The 20054-nt window shown below is 67.1% G+C and carries 22 protein-coding genes and 1 tRNA gene; 20 read left to right on the top strand and 3 right to left on the bottom strand.

What is annotated here, in order from left to right:
* The first annotated feature begins 5 nt into the window (after positions 1–5).
* Entirely contained in the window at positions 6–689 is a 684-nt protein-coding gene (locus H9L13_RS04735) for a hypothetical protein (RefSeq protein WP_187539480.1), read from the top strand.
* Here H9L13_RS04735 and H9L13_RS04730 read toward each other — a convergent pair.
* The gene (locus H9L13_RS04730) at positions 686–2287 is read right to left on the bottom strand and encodes an amidohydrolase family protein (protein ID WP_187539478.1); all 1602 of its coding nucleotides are present in this window, start codon (positions 2285–2287) and stop codon (positions 686–688) included. The two genes, H9L13_RS04735 and H9L13_RS04730, sit on opposite strands and share 4 nt — an antisense overlap.
* Before the next feature lie 196 nt (positions 2288–2483).
* On the opposite strand from H9L13_RS04730, the gene H9L13_RS04725 reads away from it, so the two are divergent.
* Both H9L13_RS04725 and H9L13_RS04720 read left to right on the top strand, forming a co-directional pair.
* Positions 2484–2990, top strand: coding sequence for an SGNH/GDSL hydrolase family protein (locus H9L13_RS04725; protein WP_187539476.1), 507 nt, complete (start codon positions 2484–2486; stop codon positions 2988–2990).
* Positions 2879–4348: an autotransporter domain-containing protein gene (locus tag H9L13_RS04720; RefSeq protein ID WP_187539474.1), complete on the top strand. Its 1470-nt coding sequence runs from the start codon at positions 2879–2881 to the stop codon at positions 4346–4348. The genes H9L13_RS04725 and H9L13_RS04720 overlap by 112 nt, the downstream gene beginning before the upstream one ends.
* A gap of 18 nt (positions 4349–4366) precedes the next feature.
* Here the strand turns inward: H9L13_RS04720 and H9L13_RS04715 are convergent, their stop codons facing one another.
* Positions 4367–4852 (bottom strand): SRPBCC domain-containing protein, encoded by a 486-nt coding sequence (locus H9L13_RS04715; RefSeq protein WP_187539473.1) that lies wholly within the window; start codon positions 4850–4852, stop codon positions 4367–4369.
* Positions 4853–4903: 51 nt separating this feature from the next.
* On the opposite strand from H9L13_RS04715, the gene H9L13_RS04710 reads away from it, so the two are divergent.
* The 6 genes from H9L13_RS04710 to H9L13_RS04685 all read left to right on the top strand — a co-directional run bounded on the left by H9L13_RS04710 (position 4904) and on the right by H9L13_RS04685 (position 7239).
* Positions 4904–5233 (top strand): ArsR/SmtB family transcription factor, encoded by a 330-nt coding sequence (locus tag H9L13_RS04710; protein ID WP_187539471.1) that lies wholly within the window; start codon positions 4904–4906, stop codon positions 5231–5233.
* A gap of 50 nt (positions 5234–5283) precedes the next feature.
* Positions 5284–5697, top strand: a complete 414-nt coding sequence (locus H9L13_RS04705; RefSeq protein WP_187539469.1) for a response regulator transcription factor — start codon at positions 5284–5286, stop codon at positions 5695–5697.
* Between the two features lie 94 nt (positions 5698–5791).
* Positions 5792–6166, top strand: coding sequence for a VOC family protein (locus tag H9L13_RS04700; protein ID WP_187539467.1), 375 nt, complete (start codon positions 5792–5794; stop codon positions 6164–6166).
* On the top strand, positions 6163–6717 hold the full coding sequence (locus H9L13_RS04695; RefSeq protein WP_187539454.1) for a DUF4199 domain-containing protein: 555 nt from the start codon (positions 6163–6165) through the stop codon (positions 6715–6717). The genes H9L13_RS04700 and H9L13_RS04695 overlap by 4 nt, the downstream gene beginning before the upstream one ends.
* Before the next feature lie 67 nt (positions 6718–6784).
* Positions 6785–7030 carry a hypothetical protein gene (locus H9L13_RS04690; RefSeq protein ID WP_187539452.1) on the top strand — a complete coding sequence of 82 codons (246 nt, stop codon included), beginning with the start codon at positions 6785–6787 and terminating at the stop codon, positions 7028–7030.
* A complete protein-coding gene (locus H9L13_RS04685; RefSeq protein ID WP_187539450.1) occupies positions 7003–7239 on the top strand; it encodes a hypothetical protein in 237 nt (78 codons plus the stop codon). The genes H9L13_RS04690 and H9L13_RS04685 overlap by 28 nt, the downstream gene beginning before the upstream one ends.
* Position 7240: 1 nt before the next feature.
* On the opposite strand, the gene uvrB is transcribed toward H9L13_RS04685, so the two are convergent.
* Positions 7241–9439, bottom strand: coding sequence for an excinuclease ABC subunit UvrB (gene uvrB, locus H9L13_RS04680; protein ID WP_187539448.1), 2199 nt, complete (start codon positions 9437–9439; stop codon positions 7241–7243).
* Between the two features lie 36 nt (positions 9440–9475).
* Between uvrB and H9L13_RS04675 the strand changes: the two genes are divergently transcribed.
* The 11 genes from H9L13_RS04675 to H9L13_RS04625 all read left to right on the top strand — a co-directional run bounded on the left by H9L13_RS04675 (position 9476) and on the right by H9L13_RS04625 (position 20039).
* A complete protein-coding gene (locus H9L13_RS04675) occupies positions 9476–10822 on the top strand; it encodes an amidohydrolase (RefSeq protein WP_187539446.1) in 1347 nt (448 codons plus the stop codon).
* Between the two features lie 84 nt (positions 10823–10906).
* Entirely contained in the window at positions 10907–12388 is a 1482-nt protein-coding gene (locus H9L13_RS04670) for a TIR domain-containing protein (RefSeq protein WP_187539445.1), read from the top strand.
* 179 nt (positions 12389–12567) lie between these two features.
* On the top strand, positions 12568–13116 hold the full coding sequence (locus H9L13_RS04665; protein ID WP_187539443.1) for a DUF3617 domain-containing protein: 549 nt from the start codon (positions 12568–12570) through the stop codon (positions 13114–13116).
* A 16-nt stretch (positions 13117–13132) separates the two neighbouring features.
* On the top strand, positions 13133–13711 hold the full coding sequence (locus tag H9L13_RS04660; RefSeq protein WP_187539441.1) for a hypothetical protein: 579 nt from the start codon (positions 13133–13135) through the stop codon (positions 13709–13711).
* Positions 13711–14199: a DUF2721 domain-containing protein gene (locus H9L13_RS04655; RefSeq protein WP_187539439.1), complete on the top strand. Its 489-nt coding sequence runs from the start codon at positions 13711–13713 to the stop codon at positions 14197–14199. The genes H9L13_RS04660 and H9L13_RS04655 overlap by 1 nt, the downstream gene beginning before the upstream one ends.
* A 46-nt stretch (positions 14200–14245) precedes the next feature.
* Complete coding sequence (locus H9L13_RS04650) at positions 14246–14980, top strand: DUF2059 domain-containing protein (RefSeq protein WP_187539437.1); 735 nt, start codon at positions 14246–14248, stop codon at positions 14978–14980.
* 197 nt (positions 14981–15177) lie between these two features.
* A complete protein-coding gene (glpX, locus tag H9L13_RS04645; protein ID WP_244954835.1) occupies positions 15178–16119 on the top strand; it encodes a class II fructose-bisphosphatase in 942 nt (313 codons plus the stop codon).
* Positions 16120–16151: 32 nt separating this feature from the next.
* The gene (locus H9L13_RS04640; RefSeq protein WP_187539435.1) at positions 16152–16631 is read left to right on the top strand and encodes a PH domain-containing protein; all 480 of its coding nucleotides are present in this window, start codon (positions 16152–16154) and stop codon (positions 16629–16631) included.
* On the top strand, positions 16609–18162 hold the full coding sequence (locus tag H9L13_RS04635) for a PH domain-containing protein (RefSeq protein ID WP_187539433.1): 1554 nt from the start codon (positions 16609–16611) through the stop codon (positions 18160–18162). The genes H9L13_RS04640 and H9L13_RS04635 overlap by 23 nt, the downstream gene beginning before the upstream one ends.
* A complete protein-coding gene (gene recJ / locus H9L13_RS04630; protein ID WP_187539432.1) occupies positions 18159–19910 on the top strand; it encodes a single-stranded-DNA-specific exonuclease RecJ in 1752 nt (583 codons plus the stop codon). The genes H9L13_RS04635 and recJ overlap by 4 nt, the downstream gene beginning before the upstream one ends.
* A 54-nt stretch (positions 19911–19964) precedes the next feature.
* Positions 19965–20039, top strand: a tRNA-Glu gene (locus H9L13_RS04625).
* Positions 20040–20054: the final 15 nt, after the last annotated feature.

The raw sequence follows: 20054 nt of genomic DNA, 5'->3' as shown, positions 1-20054 counted from the left end.
AAGCGGTGCCGCGCCACGAAGGCAAGCCGAAGATCGACGAACGGGCGGAGATATTGCGCGGCGGCGCACGGCGGTTAGGCTGCGCGGCGAAACGGGGGATGTTTGCGATGCGGATGATCGGGGCGGGCGTGGCCCTGCTGGCGCTGGCAGCGTGCGGATCGGGCGGGGACGCCGGCAATTCGGCCAAGGGCGCGAATGTCGTCGTGGCGGCGGGCAAGGCGATCGATCCGTGCAGCCTGGTCACGGCGGGCGAGGTCGGCGCGATCGTCGGCGACACGATCGTCGCGGCCAAGCCGGCCGAGGGTCGATGCAATTACGAGACCGCGGACGCGGCGGCATCGACCGTCACTATCGAGGTCGATCACAAGGATGCTGCGAACCATATGAAGGTCGAGCGCGACACGGCGCGGGTGCTGGGCAAGATGGGCGGCGCGGTCGCGGGCGAAGGCGCGGCCGGCGCGGATGTCGATGCGATGCTCAAGGATTCCGCCAGCGCACCCGGAATCGGCGACGAAGCCCTGTTCGACATCAATGCGCGGCTGAGCGTGCGCAAGGGCGACGTCTATCTGGCGGTCGAACCGCCGATGATGCGCTCGCGCATGTCGAGCGGAAGCCCGCTGCTGTCGAGCGAAGACAAGCGCAAGATGGCGCTGGCGATCGCGCAAAAGGCGCTTGCGCGCCTGCCCTAGCGTCCCGCCGCCTTCTGCGCCTCGACCATTGCCGCGACGTCGGCGAGGAGGGCGTGGGCGTCGTATACGATGCCGTCCTTGATCGTATATTTGACGCCGCCGACGCGCTCGACCTTGCCGTTGGCGTCGAGCTTTTCGAAGCCGGTGCCGTAGAGCAATTTGAGGTTGTGCAGCGGGTTGCCGGGCACGATGACGAGGTCGGCGAGCATGCCCGCGCGGACCGTGCCGAATGGCGCCGCAATGCCCTTGGGGCGGTAGATTTCATAGGCGCCGTGGCTGGTCGCGGCGCGGATCACCTCGAGCGGGGTGAAGCCCGCTTCCTGCAGCATCTCCATCTCCTGAATGTAGGAGAAGCCCCAGGTCTGGTAGATGTAGCCGGGGTCGGAGCCGACGGTGACGATCCCGCCGATGTTCTTATAATCGTTCATCAGCCGCATGTAGGGCACGTAGAAGCGCCGCCAGCTGATCTCCTTCTCGGTCGTCCAGTCGTACCAATAGGAGCCGTGATTGACGCGGCTCGGCTGGAAGAAAGCGTTGAGGCTGGGCAAAGTATATTTGACGTGCCAGTCGGCGTTGCGCGCGCGCATGACATCGCGCCCCGCGCTGTAGATGTTGAGCGTCGGGTTGAAGATCACGCCGCGCGCCAGCTGCGCGTCGAGATAGGCTTTCCATTCGGGGCCGCCGGGCTCGACGATCTGATCGGCGAGCTTGGAGATTTCGTAGAAGCGGTCCTGCTCGTCGAACATATTATAGTCGGCCGGATAGCGCGGGATGCTGCCGTCCTTGAGCAAGCTTTCGAAGTGCCCGTAGAAGTGCGTGACGGTGCCGAGCCCGAACTCACCCGCGGTGCGCGCATTGACTTCGGCGACTCCGCCCTGCCCGAGGTGCGCGACGGTGCCGAGGCCGACCTTGCGCGCTTCGTCGAGCGCAGCGGCGGTGACTGCGCGTGGCTCGCTATTGAAGATCTTCATCCCGTCATGCCCGGCGCTTTTCGCCCAGCGAACCCAGGCGCGCGCCTGCTCGGGCGAGTTGATGGACCCGCCATTCCACACGTCGCCGAGCACGGCGTAATTGAACAGGCGCGGGGCAACGATGGTGTTGGCGGCGCTGCGCTGCTTGTCCGTCAGCGCCTGGTTGTTGGGGCCGCCGTAAAGGCCGACGCCGCGTACCGCGGTGACACCATGCGCCAGCCACAGTTTGTAGCCGTAGGTCGCGTTGGGCGCCTTGTCGGGGTCGCCGTTATGCCCGTGCGTGTCGACGAAACCGGGCATGACGTACATGCCGGTGGCGTCGATCTCGTGGTCGAAATCGCGCGGGGCGCGGTTCGGGCTAAGCGGCAGCCCGGGCGTGCCCGCGCCCATGATCGCGGCAATACGATTACCTTCGACGACGATATCGACCGGACCCTTGGCCGGGCCGCCGCTGCCGTCGATCAGCATCGCGCCGCGGATGACGAGCTTGCGGAACGGACCCGCGCCCTCACCGGGGCGCCGGTCGGGCACACGCTGCATCCGTTCTTCCTGCGCAAGCGCAGCTTGAGGCGCGAACGCACCGGCGAGCGCCAGCGCGGCGACCGCGCCCAAGATCTTCAACTGCATGAAATTCCCCTTCAAGCTTTGCCTAAGCCTAGCGTTGGAGAGAGGGCAAAGGAAGCGCGCCGCTGCTGTTGCAGGGCTGCCGCACCTTGTGTGCAAGATGCGCGGTAAAATCGCACATTTGCTTGCACGCGTGTCAATATTCGGCACGATAGCGGCGGAACGTTACGGCGCGACTGCGCCGAGGGGGAGAAACAATATGCGCCGTCGCCATTTCGCCAAATTGCTGTCCGCGTCACTTATCGCGATCGCCGCGCTGCCGGCGCCGGCCGCCGCACAGCATATCGACCGCATCGTCACGTTCGGCGACAGCCTGGCCGACGACGGCAATTTCTTCCAGATCACCGGCGTGTCGCCAATTGGAACGCCTTATTCGACGGGTCGCTTCACCGGCGGCGTCAATTACATCGACGTGCTGAGCGATCTCCTCAATGCACCGGTCGAAAATTTCGCCATCGGCGGCGCGCTGACCAACAACACCAACACGACCCCGGGGTCCCGGGCTTCACCTTCGAGGTGCAGAGCTTCCTTGCCGGGGGCGGAGGCGCATTTCCGAGCGTCCAGAACAGCTTCGACGAAGGCGACCTGGTCACCGTGTCGGTTGGGGGCAACGATGCGCGCACCTATCAGCGGAGCGCCGGCAGCACCGTCGCGGGCGCGCCCGCCGCCGCGACCGCATCGCTGGCGTCTGCGGCCGCGAACCTGAACCTTTTGGTCGCGGCGGGCGCGCCGACGATCAGCTTCCTTGGCCTCGACACGGCCAATGCGCCCGAAACCAATTTCGCGCCCGACCCGGCGGGCGCGCGGGCGATCCGCAGCGCCTTTTCCGACGTATTCAGCGACGGGATGAAGGATTTGCTCGCCGGCTATGCCGACGATGGCGTCATCGTCCATTACCTTGACCTCAACCTCATCCTGGAGCGTGTTTCCGAGGATCTTGGCGCCTATGGCCTGACGGGCCTGGCCTGCCCGGCCTTCCCGGCGCCCGCCGGACCGGCAGCGCCTCCGGGCGACTTGACCTGCGTCCTCAGCAGTGCCGCCGCAGCGCAATATCTGTTCTACGGCGACCAGCTGCACCCGACCTCGGCGGCGTCGGCGATCATCGCCCGCTATGTTGCCGCGCAGACCTACGCACCGCTGACATTGCAAGCGCCGGTGAGCCTTGGCGTCGATATCTCGCGCCAGTTCGGACGCACGCTGACCTCGCGCGTCGATTTAGCGCGCGGCAACGCACCGGCCGAAGGCGTCCGCATTTTCGCGGTCGGCGACTTCATTTCCAACGACATTGACGAGACGCTGAGCAACTTCTCCTACGAGAATGACGGCGTCGGCGCGACGCTCGGCGCGGAAAGCAATTTCGGCGCAGCGATGGGCGGCGTGGCGCTCAATTACAGCCGTTCCAAGTCGGATTTCGCCATCGATGCTTCGCGCAACCGCGTGACCAGCTGGCAGATCGGCGCCTATGGCGGCTTCGCGTCGGGCGGCTTGTTCGCTCAGGGCCATGCCGCATACGGCAAGGACGAGCACCGCATTCGGCGCGCAGGCGTGATCGACAATCTCAGCGCGCGGCCGGACGGCACGCATTATTCCGTGGGCGCCAAAGCAGGCTATCTGATCGGGTTCGACGGCCTCATCGCCGGCCTGCGCGCCGGGCCGGTCATCGCGTTCGACCATGCGCAGGCCAAGGTCGAGGATTATAGCGAGGACGGCGATGCGGCGCTGTCGTTGAGCGTCAGCGAACAGACGCTGAAATCGACCACCGGCCAACTCGGCATCGAAGGGCGGCTGAGCCTTATCGAGGGCGTGCGTTCGTTTACGACGCTCACCGCCGAACGCGAATTCGGCAAGGACGGCCGCACGATCCTGTTCGCGCAGAACAGCGCGCCGGAAATCGTCAACCAGTGGAATGTCGTCCGCGAGGGCGGGACCTACGGCCGCCTGTCGAGTGGCGCGAGCTTCGACCTGTGGCAGGGTGCGACGCTCAACACGGCGATCAGCAGCACGTTCGGGCGCAAGGACGGCCGCGAATTCGGGCTTCAGCTGGGCTTCAACATGGGCTTCTGATCCGGGCGCTCGCCCAGATCAGACGTACATGCCGTCGCGCAGGTTGATGCCGTGCTCAAGCCAGGTCTTGAGCGCGCACAGCATCTGGCTCCAGCCCTGGCAATTGCCGTAGCTGGCGTCGAGCGCCCCCTGCGTTTCGCGCCAGCCTTCCTCCTTGATCTCGACCAGGGTGCGGCGGTTCCCATCGAGAGGTTTGAAGGTCATCGTCACCGTCGTCTTGTAGGCGGCGGGGGTGACGCCGCCGCCCTCGACATTCGGCGGCTCGCCTTCGCTCGCTTCCCATTTGAGGACGATCTTTTCGTCGGGCACGACCTCAACCACCTCGACCGGGAAGGCGCCCGGATAATCGTGAAAGTCCCACGTCACCGTCGCTCCCGTTTCCAGCCGCCCCTGCGCGCCGCCGGTGGTGAAATAGTTCGACAGCTGCGCCGGATCGGCGATGGCTTCGAACACGTCATGCACTGGCCGAGCGATCCGGGCGGCGACGCGGAATTTCAGGTCCATGCGATGTCCTCCCGTCTTGAGTCTCATGCTCTTATGTTATAGTTATATAACATGTCAAAACCGGACGGGATCGATTTGGTGTTCAAGGCTCTCGCATCGCCCATCCGGCGTCAGATGCTCGATGACCTGCGCGATCAACCGCTCACGACCGGCGCGTTGTGCAAGCATTTTTCCGAGATCGACCGCTGCACGGTGATGCAGCACCTGCGCGTGCTGGAAGAAGCCGAACTGGTGATTGCCGAACGCCGTGGGCGTGAGCGGTGGAACCACCTCAACCCCCTGCCCATCCACGACATTCACGAACGTTGGATCGGCCCGCACGCGGCCAGCGCGACGGCCCGGCTGGCGAAGTTGAAGCGCGCGCTCGAACGGCAGGGCTAAGGCCGGGCTTGCTCTTGTCATCGCGGCGCGTGGTCTGGCAGCGTCCGAATGTGGCCCGGACGATGATCCTCTACGCCTTGGCGCTGGCGCTTGCGGCGGGCATCCTCGACGCGCTCGAGTACCGCCATGCGACCCGCGCCTTCTCGACCGAAATCTATATCGCGCTGCTGGCGGTCGGGTTCGTCGCGCTCGGCATCTGGGTCGGACGGCGGCTGACGCCGGCCCCTCGCCCGGCCGAATTCCAGCGTAACGCGAACGCCATCCGCTCGCTCGGGCTGACCCCGCGCGAATGCGAGGTGCTGGAGCTGCTCGCCCGCGGCCAGTCGATCAAGGAAATGGCGCGGGCGCTGGCGATCTCCCCCAACACGGTCAAGACCCACGTCGCGCACGTCTACGGCAAGCTCGAGGTCGAGCGCCGCGCCCATGCCGTGGACAAGGCGCGCTGGCTGGCGCTGATCCCCTAAGCCGGACGGACGATTCCGGCCCGAATCACCCATCGAGGTGATAGGCCGCGCCGCGCTTCGCGCTTATTGCAGCAGGGTCAGTAAGGAGGCGTGCATGCCAGTGATCGGAATGGGCGGATATTTCTTCCGCGCGAAGGACCCCGCCAAGCTCAAGGCCTGGTACAAGGACCGGCTCGGCGTCGGCGGCGGCTGCGGTACCGACGACAAGGGCGAGCCCCACGAGTGGGTGTGGTTCCACCAGGGCGGGCCGATGGTGTTCGAACCGTTCAAGCAGGACAGCGACTATTTCCCCGCCGACCGCACGGCGATGGTCAATCTGCGCGTGCGCGACCTCGACGGCCTGCTCGCCGAGCTGCGCGCCGCGGGCGAGGAGATTAGCCGCGAGGAGACGATGGACGGGGTCGGCCGCTTCGCCCGCATCCACGACCCCGAGGGCAATCCGATCGAGCTGTGGGAGCCGGAGGCGTGAGCGCCGCCGCGCGGCCGACGCGCCATGCGCTGGTCTATGGCGCGCTCGCCGGCGCGACCGCGATCGCGCTGATCTGCGTGACTCTCTCGGTCGACATCGCCGGCCATTCGATGTGGCTCGGCTATTTGGTGATGCTGGCCGCGCTGTCGCTGCTGTTCGTCGGCGTCAAACGCTATCGCGACGTCGAGTGCGGCGGGGTGATCCGCTTCGGCCCGGCGTTCGCGCTCGGCCTGGCCATCACCGTCGTCGCGGCGATCGCTTATGCCGCGGGGTGGGAGCTGTACGTTGCGCTGACCGGATATGACTTCATGGCCGATTACAGCCGCAGCACGCTCGACGACATGCGCGCCAATGGCGCCGCGCCCGCCGCGATTGCCGCGCAGGCGGCCGAGCTTAGTGCGCTCAGCGCGCAGATGCGCAATCCGCTGCTGCGGATCCCGATGATCATGGCCGAGATCCTGCCGGTCGGGCTTGTCGTCGCGCTGGTCTCGGCGGCGTTGCTACGCAACCCCGGCTTCCTGCCCGCGCATGGGCCGCGCGGAGGAAATTGACAGCGGCTTCAACAAGGCGTTTCCTGGCGATGGCCGGCAGCGAACGCCGAACAATGGGGGACTAAAAATGCAGGACATGGTGCAAGCGCGGACACCCGCGCATTTGTGGATCGTCGGCGCCTTGGCGACGCTGTGGAATGCGTTCGGCTGCTACGATTATTTCATGACGCGCACGCAAGGCGCGGATTACATCCGCACCATGATGCCGGGCATGGATGCCGACGGCTTCATGGCCTACGTCAACGCCTTTCCGGTCTGGGCAAGCGCCGGTTGGGGCCTCGGCGTGTGGCTGGGCCTGGCGGGTCGGTCCTGATCCTGATGCGCAGCCGCTGGGCGCCAACGGCTTTGCTGATCTCCCTCGTCGGGGCGGTGATCGGCATCGGCTACCAGATCATGAACCCGGCGCAGATCGCGGGCATGGACGGCGGGTTCAACGCCGTGGTGCCCTACCTGATCATTGCGATTGCGGTGGGCTTGTACCTCTACGCGCGGGCGCAGGCAGCGAAGGGCGTGCTGCGCTGATCTAGCCGCGGCGGCCGCCGAAGCGCGTGCGCTGCTGGCGGCCGAAACGGCCTTTGCGGGTGCCGGGTTTGCCTTCGGTCGAATTGCCGAGGGGGCGCGGGGCGGCGCGCTGATCGTGCGGGATGCCGAGGTCGTCTTCCTCAAGCCGGCGGATTTCGTCGCGGAGGCGGGCGGCTTCTTCGAATTCGAGGTCGGCGGCGCTCTTGCGCATGCGCTCTTCGAGATCGGCGATATAGGCCTTGAGGTTGTGGCCGACGAGGTGCGGACGTTCGTCGTCGCCGGTGTCGATCACCACGCCGTCGCGCGTCGCGACATGGGCCATGACATCGTGAATCTGGCGCTTGATCGTCTCCGGCGTGATGCCGTGTTCGGCATTGTAAGCAAGCTGGCGATCGCGGCGGCGGTTGGTTTCGGCAAGCGCGCGCTCGATCGATCCGGTGATCGTGTCGGCGTAGAGGATGACGCGCCCGTCGACGTTGCGCGCGGCGCGGCCGATGGTCTGGATGAGTGACGTTTCCGAGCGCAGGAAGCCCTCCTTGTCAGCGTCGAGGATCGCGACCAGCCCGCATTCGGGAATGTCGAGCCCTTCGCGCAGCAGGTTGATCCCGACCAAAACGTCATAGACCCCGAGCCGAAGCTCGCGGATCAGCTCGATCCGCTCGAGCGTCTCGACGTCGCTGTGCATGTAGCGAACGCGCAAGCCCGCTTCGTGGAGATATTCGGTAAGGTCCTCTGCCATGCGCTTGGTCAGCGTGGTGACGAGCGTGCGATAACCCTTCTTGGCGGTGATCTTGGCTTCGTTGACGAGGTCGTCGACCTGGTCTTCGACCGGCTTGATCTCGACCGGCGGGTCGATGAGGCCGGTCGGGCGGATGACCTGCTCCGAAAAGACGCCGCCGGTCTCGTTCATTTCCCACGGGCCGGGCGTCGCGCTGACGAAGGTCGTCTGCGGGCGCATCGCATCCCATTCGTTGAAGCGCAGCGGGCGGTTGTCGATGCAGCTCGGCAGGCGGAAGCCATATTCGGCGAGCGTGATCTTGCGCCGGTGGTCGCCCCGCGCCATCGCGCCGATCTGCGGCACTGTCTGGTGGCTTTCGTCGACGAACAGCAGCGCATTGTCCGGCAGATATTCGAACAGCGTCGGCGGCGGCTCGCCGGGTAGCCGCCCGGTGAGGAAGCGCGAATAATTCTCGATCCCCGCGCAGCTGCCCGTCGCGGCGATCATCTCGAGGTCGAAATTGGTCCGCTGCTCGAGCCGCTGGAGCTCGAGCAGCTTGCCTTCGGCTTCCAGTTCCTTGAGCCGTTCGGCAAGCTCGTGGCGGATCGCCTCCATCGCCTGCTTGAGCGTCGGGCCGGGCGTCACGTAGTGCGAGTTGGCATAGACCTTCACGTAGTCGAGCTGCGCGGTCTTCTTGCCGGTCAGCGGATCGAATTCGGTGATGTCTTCGATCTCATCGCCGAAGAAGCTGATGCGCCAGGCGCTGTCCTCATAGTGCGACGGGAAGATCTCCAGATTGTCGCCCTTCACGCGGAAGCTGCCGCGGGTGAACGCCTGGTCGTTGCGACGATATTGCAGCGCAACCAGCTTGCGGATGATCTCGCGCTGATCCTCCGACGCGCCCTTCTTGAGGCTGAAGGTCATCGCCGAATAGGTTTCGACCGACCCGATGCCGTAGAGGCAGCTGACCGAAGCGACGATGATCACGTCGTCGCGTTCGAGCAGCGAGCGCGTCGCCGAGTGGCGCATGCGGTCGATCGCCTCGTTCACCGAGCTTTCCTTCTCGATGTAGGTGTCGGACCGGGGCACGTAGGCTTCGGGCTGGTAATAATCGTAGTAGCTGACGAAATATTCGACCGCGTTGTCCGGGAAGAAGCTCTTGAATTCGGCGTAGAGTTGCGCGGCGAGGATCTTGTTCGGCGCGAGCACCAGCGCGGGGCGCTGCAGCGTCTCGATCACCTGCGCCATGGTGAAGGTCTTGCCCGACCCGGTGACGCCGAGGAGCACCTGGCTCTTCTCGCCCTCGCGCGCGGCCTCCACCAGCTCGGCGATCGCGGTCGGCTGGTCGCCCGCAGGCTCATAATCGGAGACGATCTTGAAGCGCTTGCCGCCCTCGGCCTTGTCGGGCCGCGCCGGCTTGTGGGGAACGAAGGTCTCGCCCGTCTCGGGCTCGGCCAGGCTGGTGCGGATTTGAATCGCCATCGCAGTCGCATATGGTTGCCGCAAAGGGGGAACTCAATGAACCATCGTCTTCGCTGCGCAGCCGCCGTCCTGGCCATGCTCGCCGCAACGCCGGCATTCGCCGAGCCCGATTACGCGCCTGCCGTCCGCGCCGATTATCAGGCGTCGCTGGGCGGGCTGTTCGACTGGTTCCACCGCAACCCCGAACTGTCGTTCAAGGAGATGCTGACCGCCGCGCGCATGGCCAAGGAACTGCGCGGCGTGCCGGGCATGGCGGTGACCGAAAAGGTCGGCGGGACGGGCGTCGTCGGCGTGATGCGCAATGGCGCCGGCCCGGTGGTGCTGGTGCGTGCCGACATGGACGGACTTCCGGTCCATGAGGATTCGGGCCTGCCCAACGCCAGCAAAGTGCGCCAGGTCGACATCGACGGCGTCGAAAAGCCGGTGATGCACGCCTGCGGCCACGACACGCACATCACCAGCATGATCGGCACCGCGCGCCGGCTTGCGGCCATGCGGGACCGCTGGAAGGGCACGATCCTGTTCGTCGTCCAGCCGGCCGAGGAGCGCATCGGCGGCGCGCGCAAGATGATGGAGGACGGGCTCTACACCCGCTTCCCCAAGCCTCAATATGCGCTCGCCTTCCACGTCGATTCCGAAATGCCGACCGGCATGTTCAGCGCCGCCGAAGGGCTTCAGTACAGCTCCGCCGACACCGTCAATATCACGGTCCCCGGGGTCGGCGCGCATGGCGCCTCGCCGCATACCGGCAAGGACCCGATCTACATGGCGTCGCAGCTGGTGATCGCGCTGCAGGGTCTGGTGAGCCGCGAGCGAATGCCGCTCGCCCCCGCGGTCATCACCGTCGGCTCGTTCCACGCCGGGCTCAAGGCCAACATCATTTCGAATGAGGCCAAGCTGGAACTGACGGTGCGCGCCAATACCGAGGAGGAGCGCAAGCGGCTGATCGACGGGATCCGCCGCGTGGCGCACGGCGTCGGTGAGATGAACGGGATGCCCGCGGACAAGATGCCGGTCGTGACCGTGCCCGAAGGCACCGGGGTCACCAACAACGACCCCGAGCTCGCCCGACGGCTCAACGCAACGATCAGCGCAGCGCTGGGCAAAGCGGCGTTCAAGCCGTTCGTGCAGACCGACATGGGGGCCGAAGACTTTCCCTATTTCATCCCGCCGGGATCGGGCGTGCGCGGCTATTATTTCGGGATCGGCGGGACGCCGCAGGCGGCGTTCGACGCGGCCAAGGCGGGCGGGCCGCCGGTTCCGTCGCACCACAGCAATCTGTTCAAGATCACGCCCGAACCGGCCATCACCAACGCAACCATCGCGATGACCGCCGCGGTCCTCGACCTGATGAAGCCGGGCGCGGCGGCTGCGGACGACTGATCCGGGAGCGCGGGCCGCAGCGAGCTGCGTCTCGCCAAGGCAGGGCGCGAACTGCTAATTGCCTTGCGCGGAACAGGGGCGCGGATGGCGGACGTTTTTCTTTCTTGCGCCCGGACGAATCTGGGCGCGGCACAGCGCGTCGCCGCGCTGCTACGCGCCTGCGGGTTTTCGGTCTGGTATGACGAAAGCCTTCCGGCGCACCGCGCATTCAGCGACGTCATCGAAGAACAGCTCGAAGCCGCGAGCTCCGTCCTTGTCCTGTGGTCAACCGAGGCCGTGGCGTCGCAATGGGTCCGGTCGGAAGCCAATCGTGGACGCGAAAAGCACCGCCTGGTCCAGGTCCGCCTGGACGACGCGCGTCTCCCCATGCCGTTCGACCAGCTGCAGTGCGTCGACTTGCGCAATTGGAACAATAAGCCCGACACTGCGGCCTGGGAGAGCGTCGTTGCGAGCGTGGCCGAGTTGGCGGGCCGCGAAGCGAGTGGTGGAGGAGCCGTACCCCGGCATCTCCCACCCCAGGGGACATCGCGACGACAGATGCTCGTGGGCGGCGGGGTGGTCGCAGGCCTCGGCGCACTCGGCGGCGCGGCCTGGCTATTGCGAGACCGGCCGAAGATGTCGCCTGAGGCACAAATGGTGTTGCAGAAGGGCCTCGACTCCCTCCAGCAGAACGACGCGCTGGAAACCCAGGATCCCGGGTCGACTCTGACGGCGATTGCCTTGCTGTCCGACGCCACGCAACTGGCGCCGGATTCAGCCGTCGCGTGGGGCGGCCTGGCGATGGCCTATGCCGTGCGCAAGCGCGTTGTCCCGCCGGGCGAGCGCCGCGGCGTGGATGCCCGAAGCCGTGCGGCGGCAAAGGCCGCGCTCGAGCTTGATCCCCGGGAAGGGCGAGCGACGGGCGCATTGCGCATGCTGGAAGCGCCCTATCGCAACTGGATCGCGGTCGAGCGGGGCCACAGGGCCGCATTGCAGCGCAACCCAACCTTCCCGATCCTGCTGTTCACGATGTCCGACCTGCTCGGCCACGTCGGCCGCTGGCAGGAGGCGCGGCAATATTCGGACCGGTTCGACCGCAAGAGGTTCATGCTCCCCGGTGCCGACCGCAAGGTGATCATCAACCTGTGGGCCGCGGGCGACTTGCCGGCGGCCGATCGGATGCTCGACGTGGCCGTGAAACAATGGCCGCAGCACCCCAGATTTTCCGCACCCGGCTCTCGTATCTCATGTTCACCGGCCGGCCTGGCGAGGCGCTCGAGATCCTGGGACGTACGGCCGACTGGCCGATCGAGATCCGGCCGGACTTCATTGCCGCGATCCGCGCCACCGCCGAAGCGCTCGCCGGAAAACGCCCGCCCGAACAAGCACGGCGCACGGCGCTTGAATATCTCGAAGGGAACCCGTCGGCCGCGCTTCAGGTGGCCCAAGCCTGCGTTGCGCTGGGCGACGCGGCGGCCGCGTTCGCGCTGCTGCGCGGCTATTATTTCGGGGAGGGGGAATGGAAGGCGCTCGCCCCCGCCGGTGGCGACGAGGATCGCGTCACCAGCCCGCTGTTCCAGCCGATGATGCGGCCCATGTGGCGCGAGCGGTCCTTCGACGATCTGCTCGATCGCATCGGACTGAATGATTATTGGCGCCAAACGGGGACGGTGCCCGATTTCCGCCGCTGACCGTATTGAAGCGAGGGGCGCTAGTGCGCCGTGGTCGGGCCGTCTATCATCGACGCCGCCAACAAGGGGAGACGCATGAAAGCCGCCATATTCGCCTGCTCGACCGCACTTGCGCTGACCGCCTGCGACAAGGGCCCTGAGATCCGCGAGGAGAATGCCAGCGTCGCCGAGGTCGCGAACAAGGTCGCGGACGCGGGCGGCGCGACCAATTTCGTTCGCCCCGGCCGCTGGGAATCGACGGTGACGATCGAGGAGATGAGCATCCCCGGCATGCCGGCCGAAGCATCGCGCGAGATGCGCGGAATGCAGGGGCAAGAGCAGACCAGCGTCAGCTGCCTGACCGAAGCGGAAGCCAAGCGGCCGCGCGAGGATTTCTTCGCCGGCAACAACAAGAGCTGCCGCTACGACCGCTTCACCATGGCCGACGGCAAGATCGACGCCGTGATGAAGTGCAGCAATGAGGGCGGCACCCAGACCATGACCATGCAGGGCAATTATTCGCCGACGACGTATAATATGACGATGACCATGCAGGGTGAGGGCGCCGCATCCGCCGGCATGGCGATGAAGATGCGGGTGGACGCCCGGCACCGCGGACAATGCACCGGCGACGAGGGCGCTTAAGATCGAGGCCAAAGCAGTGAACAAGGCAGAACGCGCGAACTTATCGGACCGGACCCGGGCGCGGGGTATTCGAGTCGCGGGGGTGTCGATCATCCTGCTCGGCGTGGGGGCCGCCCTGCTGCCCGCCGAAACGGGCATTTCATCCGACGTTTTGGGCGCGCTGCTGGTCGCGGCGGGCCTGATCGAAGTCATTGCCGGATCGCTGCGGCGCGACGTCCGGCCCTATGAGATGACCGCCGGCGCGGTCACCGCCGCGGCCGGGATGCTGTTCCTGATCAATCCCGAAACGCGCTTCTTCCCGACCGTCTGGCCGATCGCCGGCTGGCTCCTGATTCGCAGCCTGATCCTGGCCTATGCAAGCACGCACACATCGGGGTCGGTGCGCATGTGGACGGCGCTGTCGGCCGGCACCGACTTCCTGCTGGCGGTGCTGCTGATCGCCGGCCTGTCGATCGCCGCGGTTGTCGTTAGCCTGTTCGGCCCGACGCCGCCGCTGATCGCCACCTTTTCCTGGATTCTCGCCGCCAGCTTCGTCGCCACCGGCCTGCTGTTGCTCGAGGTTGCGAGTTGCGAGCGGGAGCAGTTGAACGCCTGATGTTTCAGTCGCTCCCGGCCGCCGACACCAGCGTCAGCGCGGTGGCGCAGATCATCCAGCTCGCGGTGGCGCCCGTCTTCCTGCTCGCGGGGATCGGCGCGTTCCTCAACGTCTGCGCCGGGCGGCTGTCGCGCATCGTCGACCGCGCGCGCGCCGTCGAGCCCTTGATGCTGGCCGCGCGAGGTCTCGAACATGACCGCCGCCTTGCCGAGATGCGCGTGCTCGACCGCCGCATGGCTTTGGTCAGCTGGGCGATCTTCCTGTCGGTGCTCGCCGCGGTTCTCATTTGCCTGGTCGTGGTGCTGCTGTTCGCCGCCTCGCTCACCGGCGCGCATATCGGCACCGCGGTGGCGCTGCTGTTCATCGCCTGCATGATCTCGGTCGGGCTCGGCTTTGCCGTCTTCCTGTGGGAAACGCGCGTCGGGTCGCGCGCCGTGCGAATCCGCACCGAAATCCTCGAGCATATGGTCGATCCCGACGGCGATTAGCTGGATGGTCACCCTTTGGCTTGATAGGTTGCGGCCGGGGGTATCGATGCGATTCATTCTGATCAGTGCGGCGCTGCTTGCCGGCGCCTTTGCCACGCCGACGCTGGCCAAGCCCGTGCCGGAGGAAGCCGCCGAAAAGGCGTCCGGGGAGTCCAGGCTCAAGCCCAGCGACTTCGACATGTCCCAGTTGATGGGCATGTTCGACAAATTGTTTCCCGCCCAGCCCGACCCCGCGCCGCAGCGGCTGGCGCTGGCGCGGGCGACGGCGGCGGGCGTGCTGCCCGTCGGGACCTATGCCAGCATGTTCGACGAATTCGCCGGGGGCATGGTCGACCACTTCCTGTCGCTGCGCGAAGCCGACTTCGTCACCAAGGACACGAAGAAAAAGCCGGTGAGCGGCCTGACGCTGCGCCAGGAGCTGGCCAAGGACGATCCCCATTTCGAGGAACGGCTGAAGATCATCCGGCGCGTAATTGGCGAGGAGCTGGTGAAGATCAGCGCGCTGATGGAGCCGAAGATGCGCGAGGGCCTGGCGCGGTCGATCGCGCGCCGCTTCGACGAGAAGCAGCTGACCGAGATCAACGCTTTCATGGCGACCGACAGCGGCCGCGCTTTCGCCGGGCAGACGATGCGCCTGTGGATCGACCCCGACGTCATGCGGTCGATGGTCCAAGCGTTTCCGCAAATGATCACCGCAATGCCAGGCGCGGTCATGCGGCTGGAAGCGGAGACCGCGCACCTGCCCAAGCCGGAGAAAACGATGAAGAAGGGCAAAGACTAATCACAGCCCGTTTGTCCCGAGCGAAGTCGAGGGACCATCGCGCGGGCGAACGTGTCTCGACTGCGCTCGACACCAAACGGACTTGGGGCTCAGCTTTCGCCGCCTCGACAAACGCGGGGGCTCTCGCCTATCGGCTGCGCCATGAACCGCACCCCTCGAACGCTCCTTCCGCCCTTGATCGTGTCCTCGTGCTTGAAATGGTCCGGGTGACCGAAGCTGCCGCCGTCGCCGCTTCGGCATGGATCGGGCGCGGCGATAATGATGCCGCCGATGCCGCCGCGGTCGAAGCGATGCGCGCCGCGCTCAACGAGCTGCCGATGCACGGCACCGTCGTCATCGGCGAAGGCGAACGCGACGAGGCCCCGATGCTGTTCATCGGCGAAGAAGTCGGCTGCGCGCAGGGCAGCGGGCCGCGGATCGACATCGCGCTCGATCCGCTCGAAGGCACGACGCTGACCGCCAATGCCGGGCCGAACGCGCTCGCCGTGCTGGCGATTGCCGAAAGCGGCGGGCTGCTCAACGCGCCCGACACCTATATGCAGAAATTGGCCGTCGGCCCCGGCTATCCCGAAGGCACGATCGACCTCAACAAGTCGCCGACCGAAAATGTCCGCGCCATCGCCAAGGCCAAGGGCGTCGAACCGCGCGACATCATCGCCTGCGTGCTCGACCGGCCGCGACATGCCGAGATCATCGCCGAGCTGCGCGCGCTGGGCTGCGGCATCAAGCTCATCCCCGACGGCGACGTTGCCGGCGTCATCGCCACCGCCGACCCCGACACGGGCATCGACGTCTATATGGGCAGCGGCGGCGCGCCCGAGGGTGTTCTGGCCGCGGCGGCGTTGCGCTGCGTCGGCGGGCAGATCCAGGGCAAGCTGCTGTTCCGCAACGACGACGAGATCGCCCGCGCGCGGCGCTGGGGGATCGAGGACCTCGACCGCGTCTACACCCTCGACGACATGGCCAAGGGCGATTGCATCTTTGCCGCCACGGGCGTCACCGACGGATCCCTGCTCAAGGGCGTGCACAAGGAAAAGAACCGGGTGACGACCGAAAGCATCGTCATGCGCGCCAGCTCCGGCACCGTCCGCCGCGTCGCGACCGAGCATTACAAGCTCGGCAGCCAGCGCACTCTCTAGACCGCGGGCCAGCGGTCACCCATCTTAGCGCCATGGAGGGGGACGAGCCGCAGCTGCAGCCGGTCGAGCCGGGCTACAAGAACGTGTTGCGCGTGCGCATCGCCATCACCTGGCTGGTGCTGATCGGCATTTCCCTGGTCATCAACGCCGTCCTCCTCAACGAGACGCGCTTTGCCGGCGCTCTGCCCGCGCTATTCGCCGCGCTTGGCCTGTCGGGCGTCGCCGTCGCCCCCCAGCGGATCTACCAGCGGCTTCGCTACGGCCTCAGCGAGCGCCTGCTCCAGGTGGTGCGCGGCTGGCTGTTCCACCGCGACACCGTCGTGCCCCTGGTGCGGGTCCAGCATCTCGACGTGACGCGGGGTCCGCTCGACAAGATGTTCGGCACCGCGACCCTCGTCGTCCACACCGCGGGGACGCACAACAGCATCGTCACTTTGCCCGGCCTGGGGCCGGAGCGCGCGGCGGAAATGCGCGATGCCATTCGCGAACATGTCCGAACCGACTTCGCCTGACCGTCCCGAAGAGGGCGCGCCCGAGCGCCTGCATCCGCTGTTCCTGCTGTCGGGCCTGGGCGGAGCGCTGCGCGGCATCGCCGGCGGCTATGTCGCGATCGGCTACCTTGCGGTGTCGGGGCGGTGGACCACGGCGCTGCTCGGCGCGATCGGCCTGTTGGCATTTCTGGTCATCGGCATCTTCCTCTACTGGACGCGCTTTTCCTTCCGCGTCGGCGCGTCCGACATCCGCATCGACAGCGGCATCATCAGCCGCCGCCACCGATCGATCCCGTTCGACCGGATCCAGGACGTCGACATCAAGCAGCCCCTGTTCGCCCGCCTGCTCGGCCTGGCCGAAGTAAAATTCGAAACGGGCAGTGGCGGCGGCGGGGGCGACGGCGAAGAGGCCGTGATCCACGCCATCACGCTGCGGCGCGCGCACGAAATCCGCGACCTTGTCCGGGCGCGGCGGGGCGTCGCGGCGGCGGCGGTCGAGGCGGACGCCGGCGACGAACGGCCGCCGGTCTATGCGATGGACCTTCGGCGACTGTTCCTGTCGGGCACGTTCAATTTCTCGCTCGCGGTGTTCGCCGGGCTGTTCGGCCTGACCCAGACCATGGGCGACCTGCTCGGCTTCGATCCGCTCAACCGCCGCTTCTGGATTGGCCTTGCCGAGGGCAACCACCCGCTCGCGCAATATCTGGTCGAGCATCGCGCCGGTGCGGCGGTCGCGGGGACCTTGCTGCTGCTGGTGGTCGGCCTCGCAACGGGCGTGGTCCGCACCATCGTGCGCGATTTCGGCTTTCGGCTGGACCGCACCGGGGCGGGCCTACGCCGCCGCCGCGGGCTTCTCACGCGCACCGACGTCACTCTGCCCGCGCGCCGCGCGCAGGCAGTGGTCGTCGCCACCGGCCCGGTCCGCGACCGCTTCGGCTGGCGTGAGCTCAAGCTGCAGAGCCTGGCGCGCGACGAGGGCAGCGGCGACCACGTCCTTGCCCCGCTCGCCGACGACGATGAGGTGGACCGGGTGTTGGATGAGCTGGCGTGGCGGCCGATTGCGCGCGACGCCGCATGGCAGCGCCTGTCCAAGGCCTACGTCACCGCCTTTGCCATCGGCCTTTCGCCAGTCATCCTGCTGCTCGGCCTGATCGTCGGCGCCTTGGTCCTGGTGCCGCCGATGCTCGACCCGGTGGTTGCCGCGAACGTCTCCGAATCGCTGCGGCCGATGCGCCTGTCCGCCACCATCCTGCTGGCCGTGGTCGTCGGCGCGACCCTGCTGCGCTGGCTGGCGTGGCATCGCGCCGCTTACGCCCTCGACGGCGACCGCCTCCTGGTGCGCAGCGGCTGGTGGCGGCGGCGGCTGACGATCCTGCCGACGGCCAAGATCCAGAGCATCGACCTGACTGAAAACCTCGTCTCGCGGCTGTTCGGGACCGCGACGTTGCATTTCGGCGTCGCGGGGGGCGGCGCGGACGGGCACATTATCCCCGCAATCCCCAGCGCCACGGCGCGCGCGCTGCGCAAGGACCTGCTAGACCTGCCCGCATGAGCCTTGCCCTCGGCATCGAAAAGTCGGTCAGCGGCCAGCCGTGGCGCTGGCGCCGCGCAGCCGAGCCCGCCGTGGGCCTCGACACATTGGTCGACGAACTGCTGCTCGCCCGCGGGGTCGAGCGCGAAGACCTGGCGCGCCATCGCGACCCGCGCATCCGCGATTTTCTGCCCGATCCGTCCTGCTTCAAGGACATGGACAAGGGCGCGGCGCGGCTTGCCGATGCGATCGAGAGCGGCGAGACGATCGCGATTTTCGGCGATTACGACGTCGACGGGGCGACCAGCGCGGCCTTGCTCGTGCTGCTGCTGCGGCGGCTGGGCGCGACGCCGATCGCCTACATCCCGGACCGGCTGATGGAAGGCTATGGCCCCTCGGGCAAGGCGCTGGTCGAGCTCAAGGGGCGCGGCGCGGGCGTGGCGGTGTGTGTCGATTGCGGCGCGCAGGCCTTCGAGGCGCTCGACGAGGCCAAGGCAGCGGGCCTCGACGTGATCGTCGTCGACCATCACCAATGCGCCAGCCGCCTTCCCGATGCGTTCGCGATGATCAATCCCAACCGCCTCGACGAGAGCGATGACGGCGCCGCGCACGGACATCTCGCCGCGGTCGGCGTCGCCTTCCTGCTCGGGGTGGCGCTGCTGCGCGAATTGCGCGGGCGGGGATTTTTTACGGAGCGCGAGGAGCCCAGGATTCTCGACCTGCTCGATCTCGTCGCGCTCGGCACGGTGGCCGACGTCGCGCGCCTGAAGACGCTCAACCGCGCCTTTGTGACGCAAGGCCTCAAGGTCATGGCGGCGCGGCAGAATATCGGGATGAGCGCGCTTGCCGAAGCGGCGCGGCTGGTGAAGCCGCCGGTGTGCCGCGACCTCGGCTTCGCACTGGGCCCGCGGATCAATGCCGGCGGGCGCGTCGGCAAGTCGGACCTTGGCGTGCGCCTGCTGACCGCGACCGACCCCGAGGAAGCGCGGACCATCGCGGTCGAGCTCGACCGCCTCAACGAAGAGCGCCGGGCGATCGAGATGCTGGTCACCGACCAGGCGCAGATCCAGGCGCACAAGCATGCCGACGATCCGGTGATCGTGGTCATGAGCCCCGGCTGGCACCAGGGCGTGATCGGCATCGCCGCGGCGCGGCTCAAGGAACGGTTCGGGCGTCCGGCGATCGTCATCGCCGAATGCGACGATCGCACGGGCAAGGGCTCGGGCCGATCGATCTCGGGCGTCGACCTTGGCGCGGCGGTGCTCGCCGCCAAGGACAGCGGGCTGCTGCTCGCCGGCGGCGGTCACGCGATGGCAGCGGGGCTAACGCTTCCGGCTGGCGGACTTGAGCCGTTGCGCGAGTTCCTCAATGCGCGGGTGGCGGCGGATGTCGAGAAGGCGCGCGGCGACCGCGCCCTGATGCTCGATGCCCTGCTTGCGCCGGGCGGAGTTGCGGCGGCTTTGTGCGATGCGCTCGACAGTGCCGGGCCTTATGGCGCCGGCTGGCCCGCGCCGCGCGTTGCGGCCGGCCCGGCGCGGCTGCTCAAGGCCGGGATCGTCGGCGACGGCCACGTCCGCGGCATTGCCTGCGGCGACGATGGCAAGAGCTTCAAGTGGATCGCCTTCCGCAGCGCCGAGACCGAGCTTGGCCAGGCGCTGCTCGCCTCCCCCGCCGATCGGCGCTGGTGGCTGGCGGGGACGATCAAGCGCGACGAGTGGAATGGCGGCAACGCGGCCGAGATGCACGTCGAGGATGCGGCGATCGCCTGATCGCTTGAGGTTGACCGGGCGCGACCCCTCGCCTAACCGGCCCTCGCGCCTCACGGCCCCTTCGTCTAGCGGTTAGGACGCGGCCCTTTCACGGCTGAAACACGGGTTCGATTCCCGTAGGGGTCACCATCTTCGGAAAGGTCC

It is taken from the genome of Sphingomonas lutea (genome assembly GCF_014396785.1).
GTDB lineage: Bacteria > Pseudomonadota > Alphaproteobacteria > Sphingomonadales > Sphingomonadaceae > Sphingomicrobium > Sphingomicrobium luteum.
Note: the sequence above shows the minus strand (reverse complement) of the source record. Positions and strands in the feature narration are given on the sequence as shown.

Excerpts from the sequence above, each read along its gene's own strand:
- H9L13_RS04730 (WP_187539478.1), bottom strand. The coding sequence starts at position 2,287 with ATGCAGTTGAAGATCTTGGGCGCGGTCGCCGCGCTGGCGCTCGCCGGT.
- H9L13_RS04725 (WP_187539476.1), top strand. The coding sequence starts at position 2,484 with ATGCGCCGTCGCCATTTCGCCAAATTGCTGTCCGCGTCACTTATCGCG.
- H9L13_RS04715 (WP_187539473.1), bottom strand. The coding sequence starts at position 4,852 with ATGGACCTGAAATTCCGCGTCGCCGCCCGGATCGCTCGGCCAGTGCAT.
- H9L13_RS04710 (WP_187539471.1), top strand. The coding sequence starts at position 4,904 with ATGTCAAAACCGGACGGGATCGATTTGGTGTTCAAGGCTCTCGCATCG.
- H9L13_RS04700 (WP_187539467.1), top strand. The coding sequence starts at position 5,792 with ATGCCAGTGATCGGAATGGGCGGATATTTCTTCCGCGCGAAGGACCCC.
- H9L13_RS04690 (WP_187539452.1), top strand. The coding sequence starts at position 6,785 with ATGCAGGACATGGTGCAAGCGCGGACACCCGCGCATTTGTGGATCGTC.
- uvrB (WP_187539448.1), bottom strand. The coding sequence starts at position 9,439 with ATGGCGATTCAAATCCGCACCAGCCTGGCCGAGCCCGAGACGGGCGAG.
- H9L13_RS04675 (WP_187539446.1), top strand. The coding sequence starts at position 9,476 with ATGAACCATCGTCTTCGCTGCGCAGCCGCCGTCCTGGCCATGCTCGCC.
- H9L13_RS04670 (WP_187539445.1), top strand. The coding sequence starts at position 10,907 with ATGGCGGACGTTTTTCTTTCTTGCGCCCGGACGAATCTGGGCGCGGCA.
- H9L13_RS04665 (WP_187539443.1), top strand. The coding sequence starts at position 12,568 with ATGAAAGCCGCCATATTCGCCTGCTCGACCGCACTTGCGCTGACCGCC.
- H9L13_RS04655 (WP_187539439.1), top strand. The coding sequence starts at position 13,711 with ATGTTTCAGTCGCTCCCGGCCGCCGACACCAGCGTCAGCGCGGTGGCG.
- H9L13_RS04650 (WP_187539437.1), top strand. The coding sequence starts at position 14,246 with ATGCGATTCATTCTGATCAGTGCGGCGCTGCTTGCCGGCGCCTTTGCC.
- glpX (WP_244954835.1), top strand. The coding sequence starts at position 15,178 with ATGGTCCGGGTGACCGAAGCTGCCGCCGTCGCCGCTTCGGCATGGATC.
- H9L13_RS04640 (WP_187539435.1), top strand. The coding sequence starts at position 16,152 with ATGGAGGGGGACGAGCCGCAGCTGCAGCCGGTCGAGCCGGGCTACAAG.
- H9L13_RS04635 (WP_187539433.1), top strand. The coding sequence starts at position 16,609 with ATGTCCGAACCGACTTCGCCTGACCGTCCCGAAGAGGGCGCGCCCGAG.
- recJ (WP_187539432.1), top strand. The coding sequence starts at position 18,159 with ATGAGCCTTGCCCTCGGCATCGAAAAGTCGGTCAGCGGCCAGCCGTGG.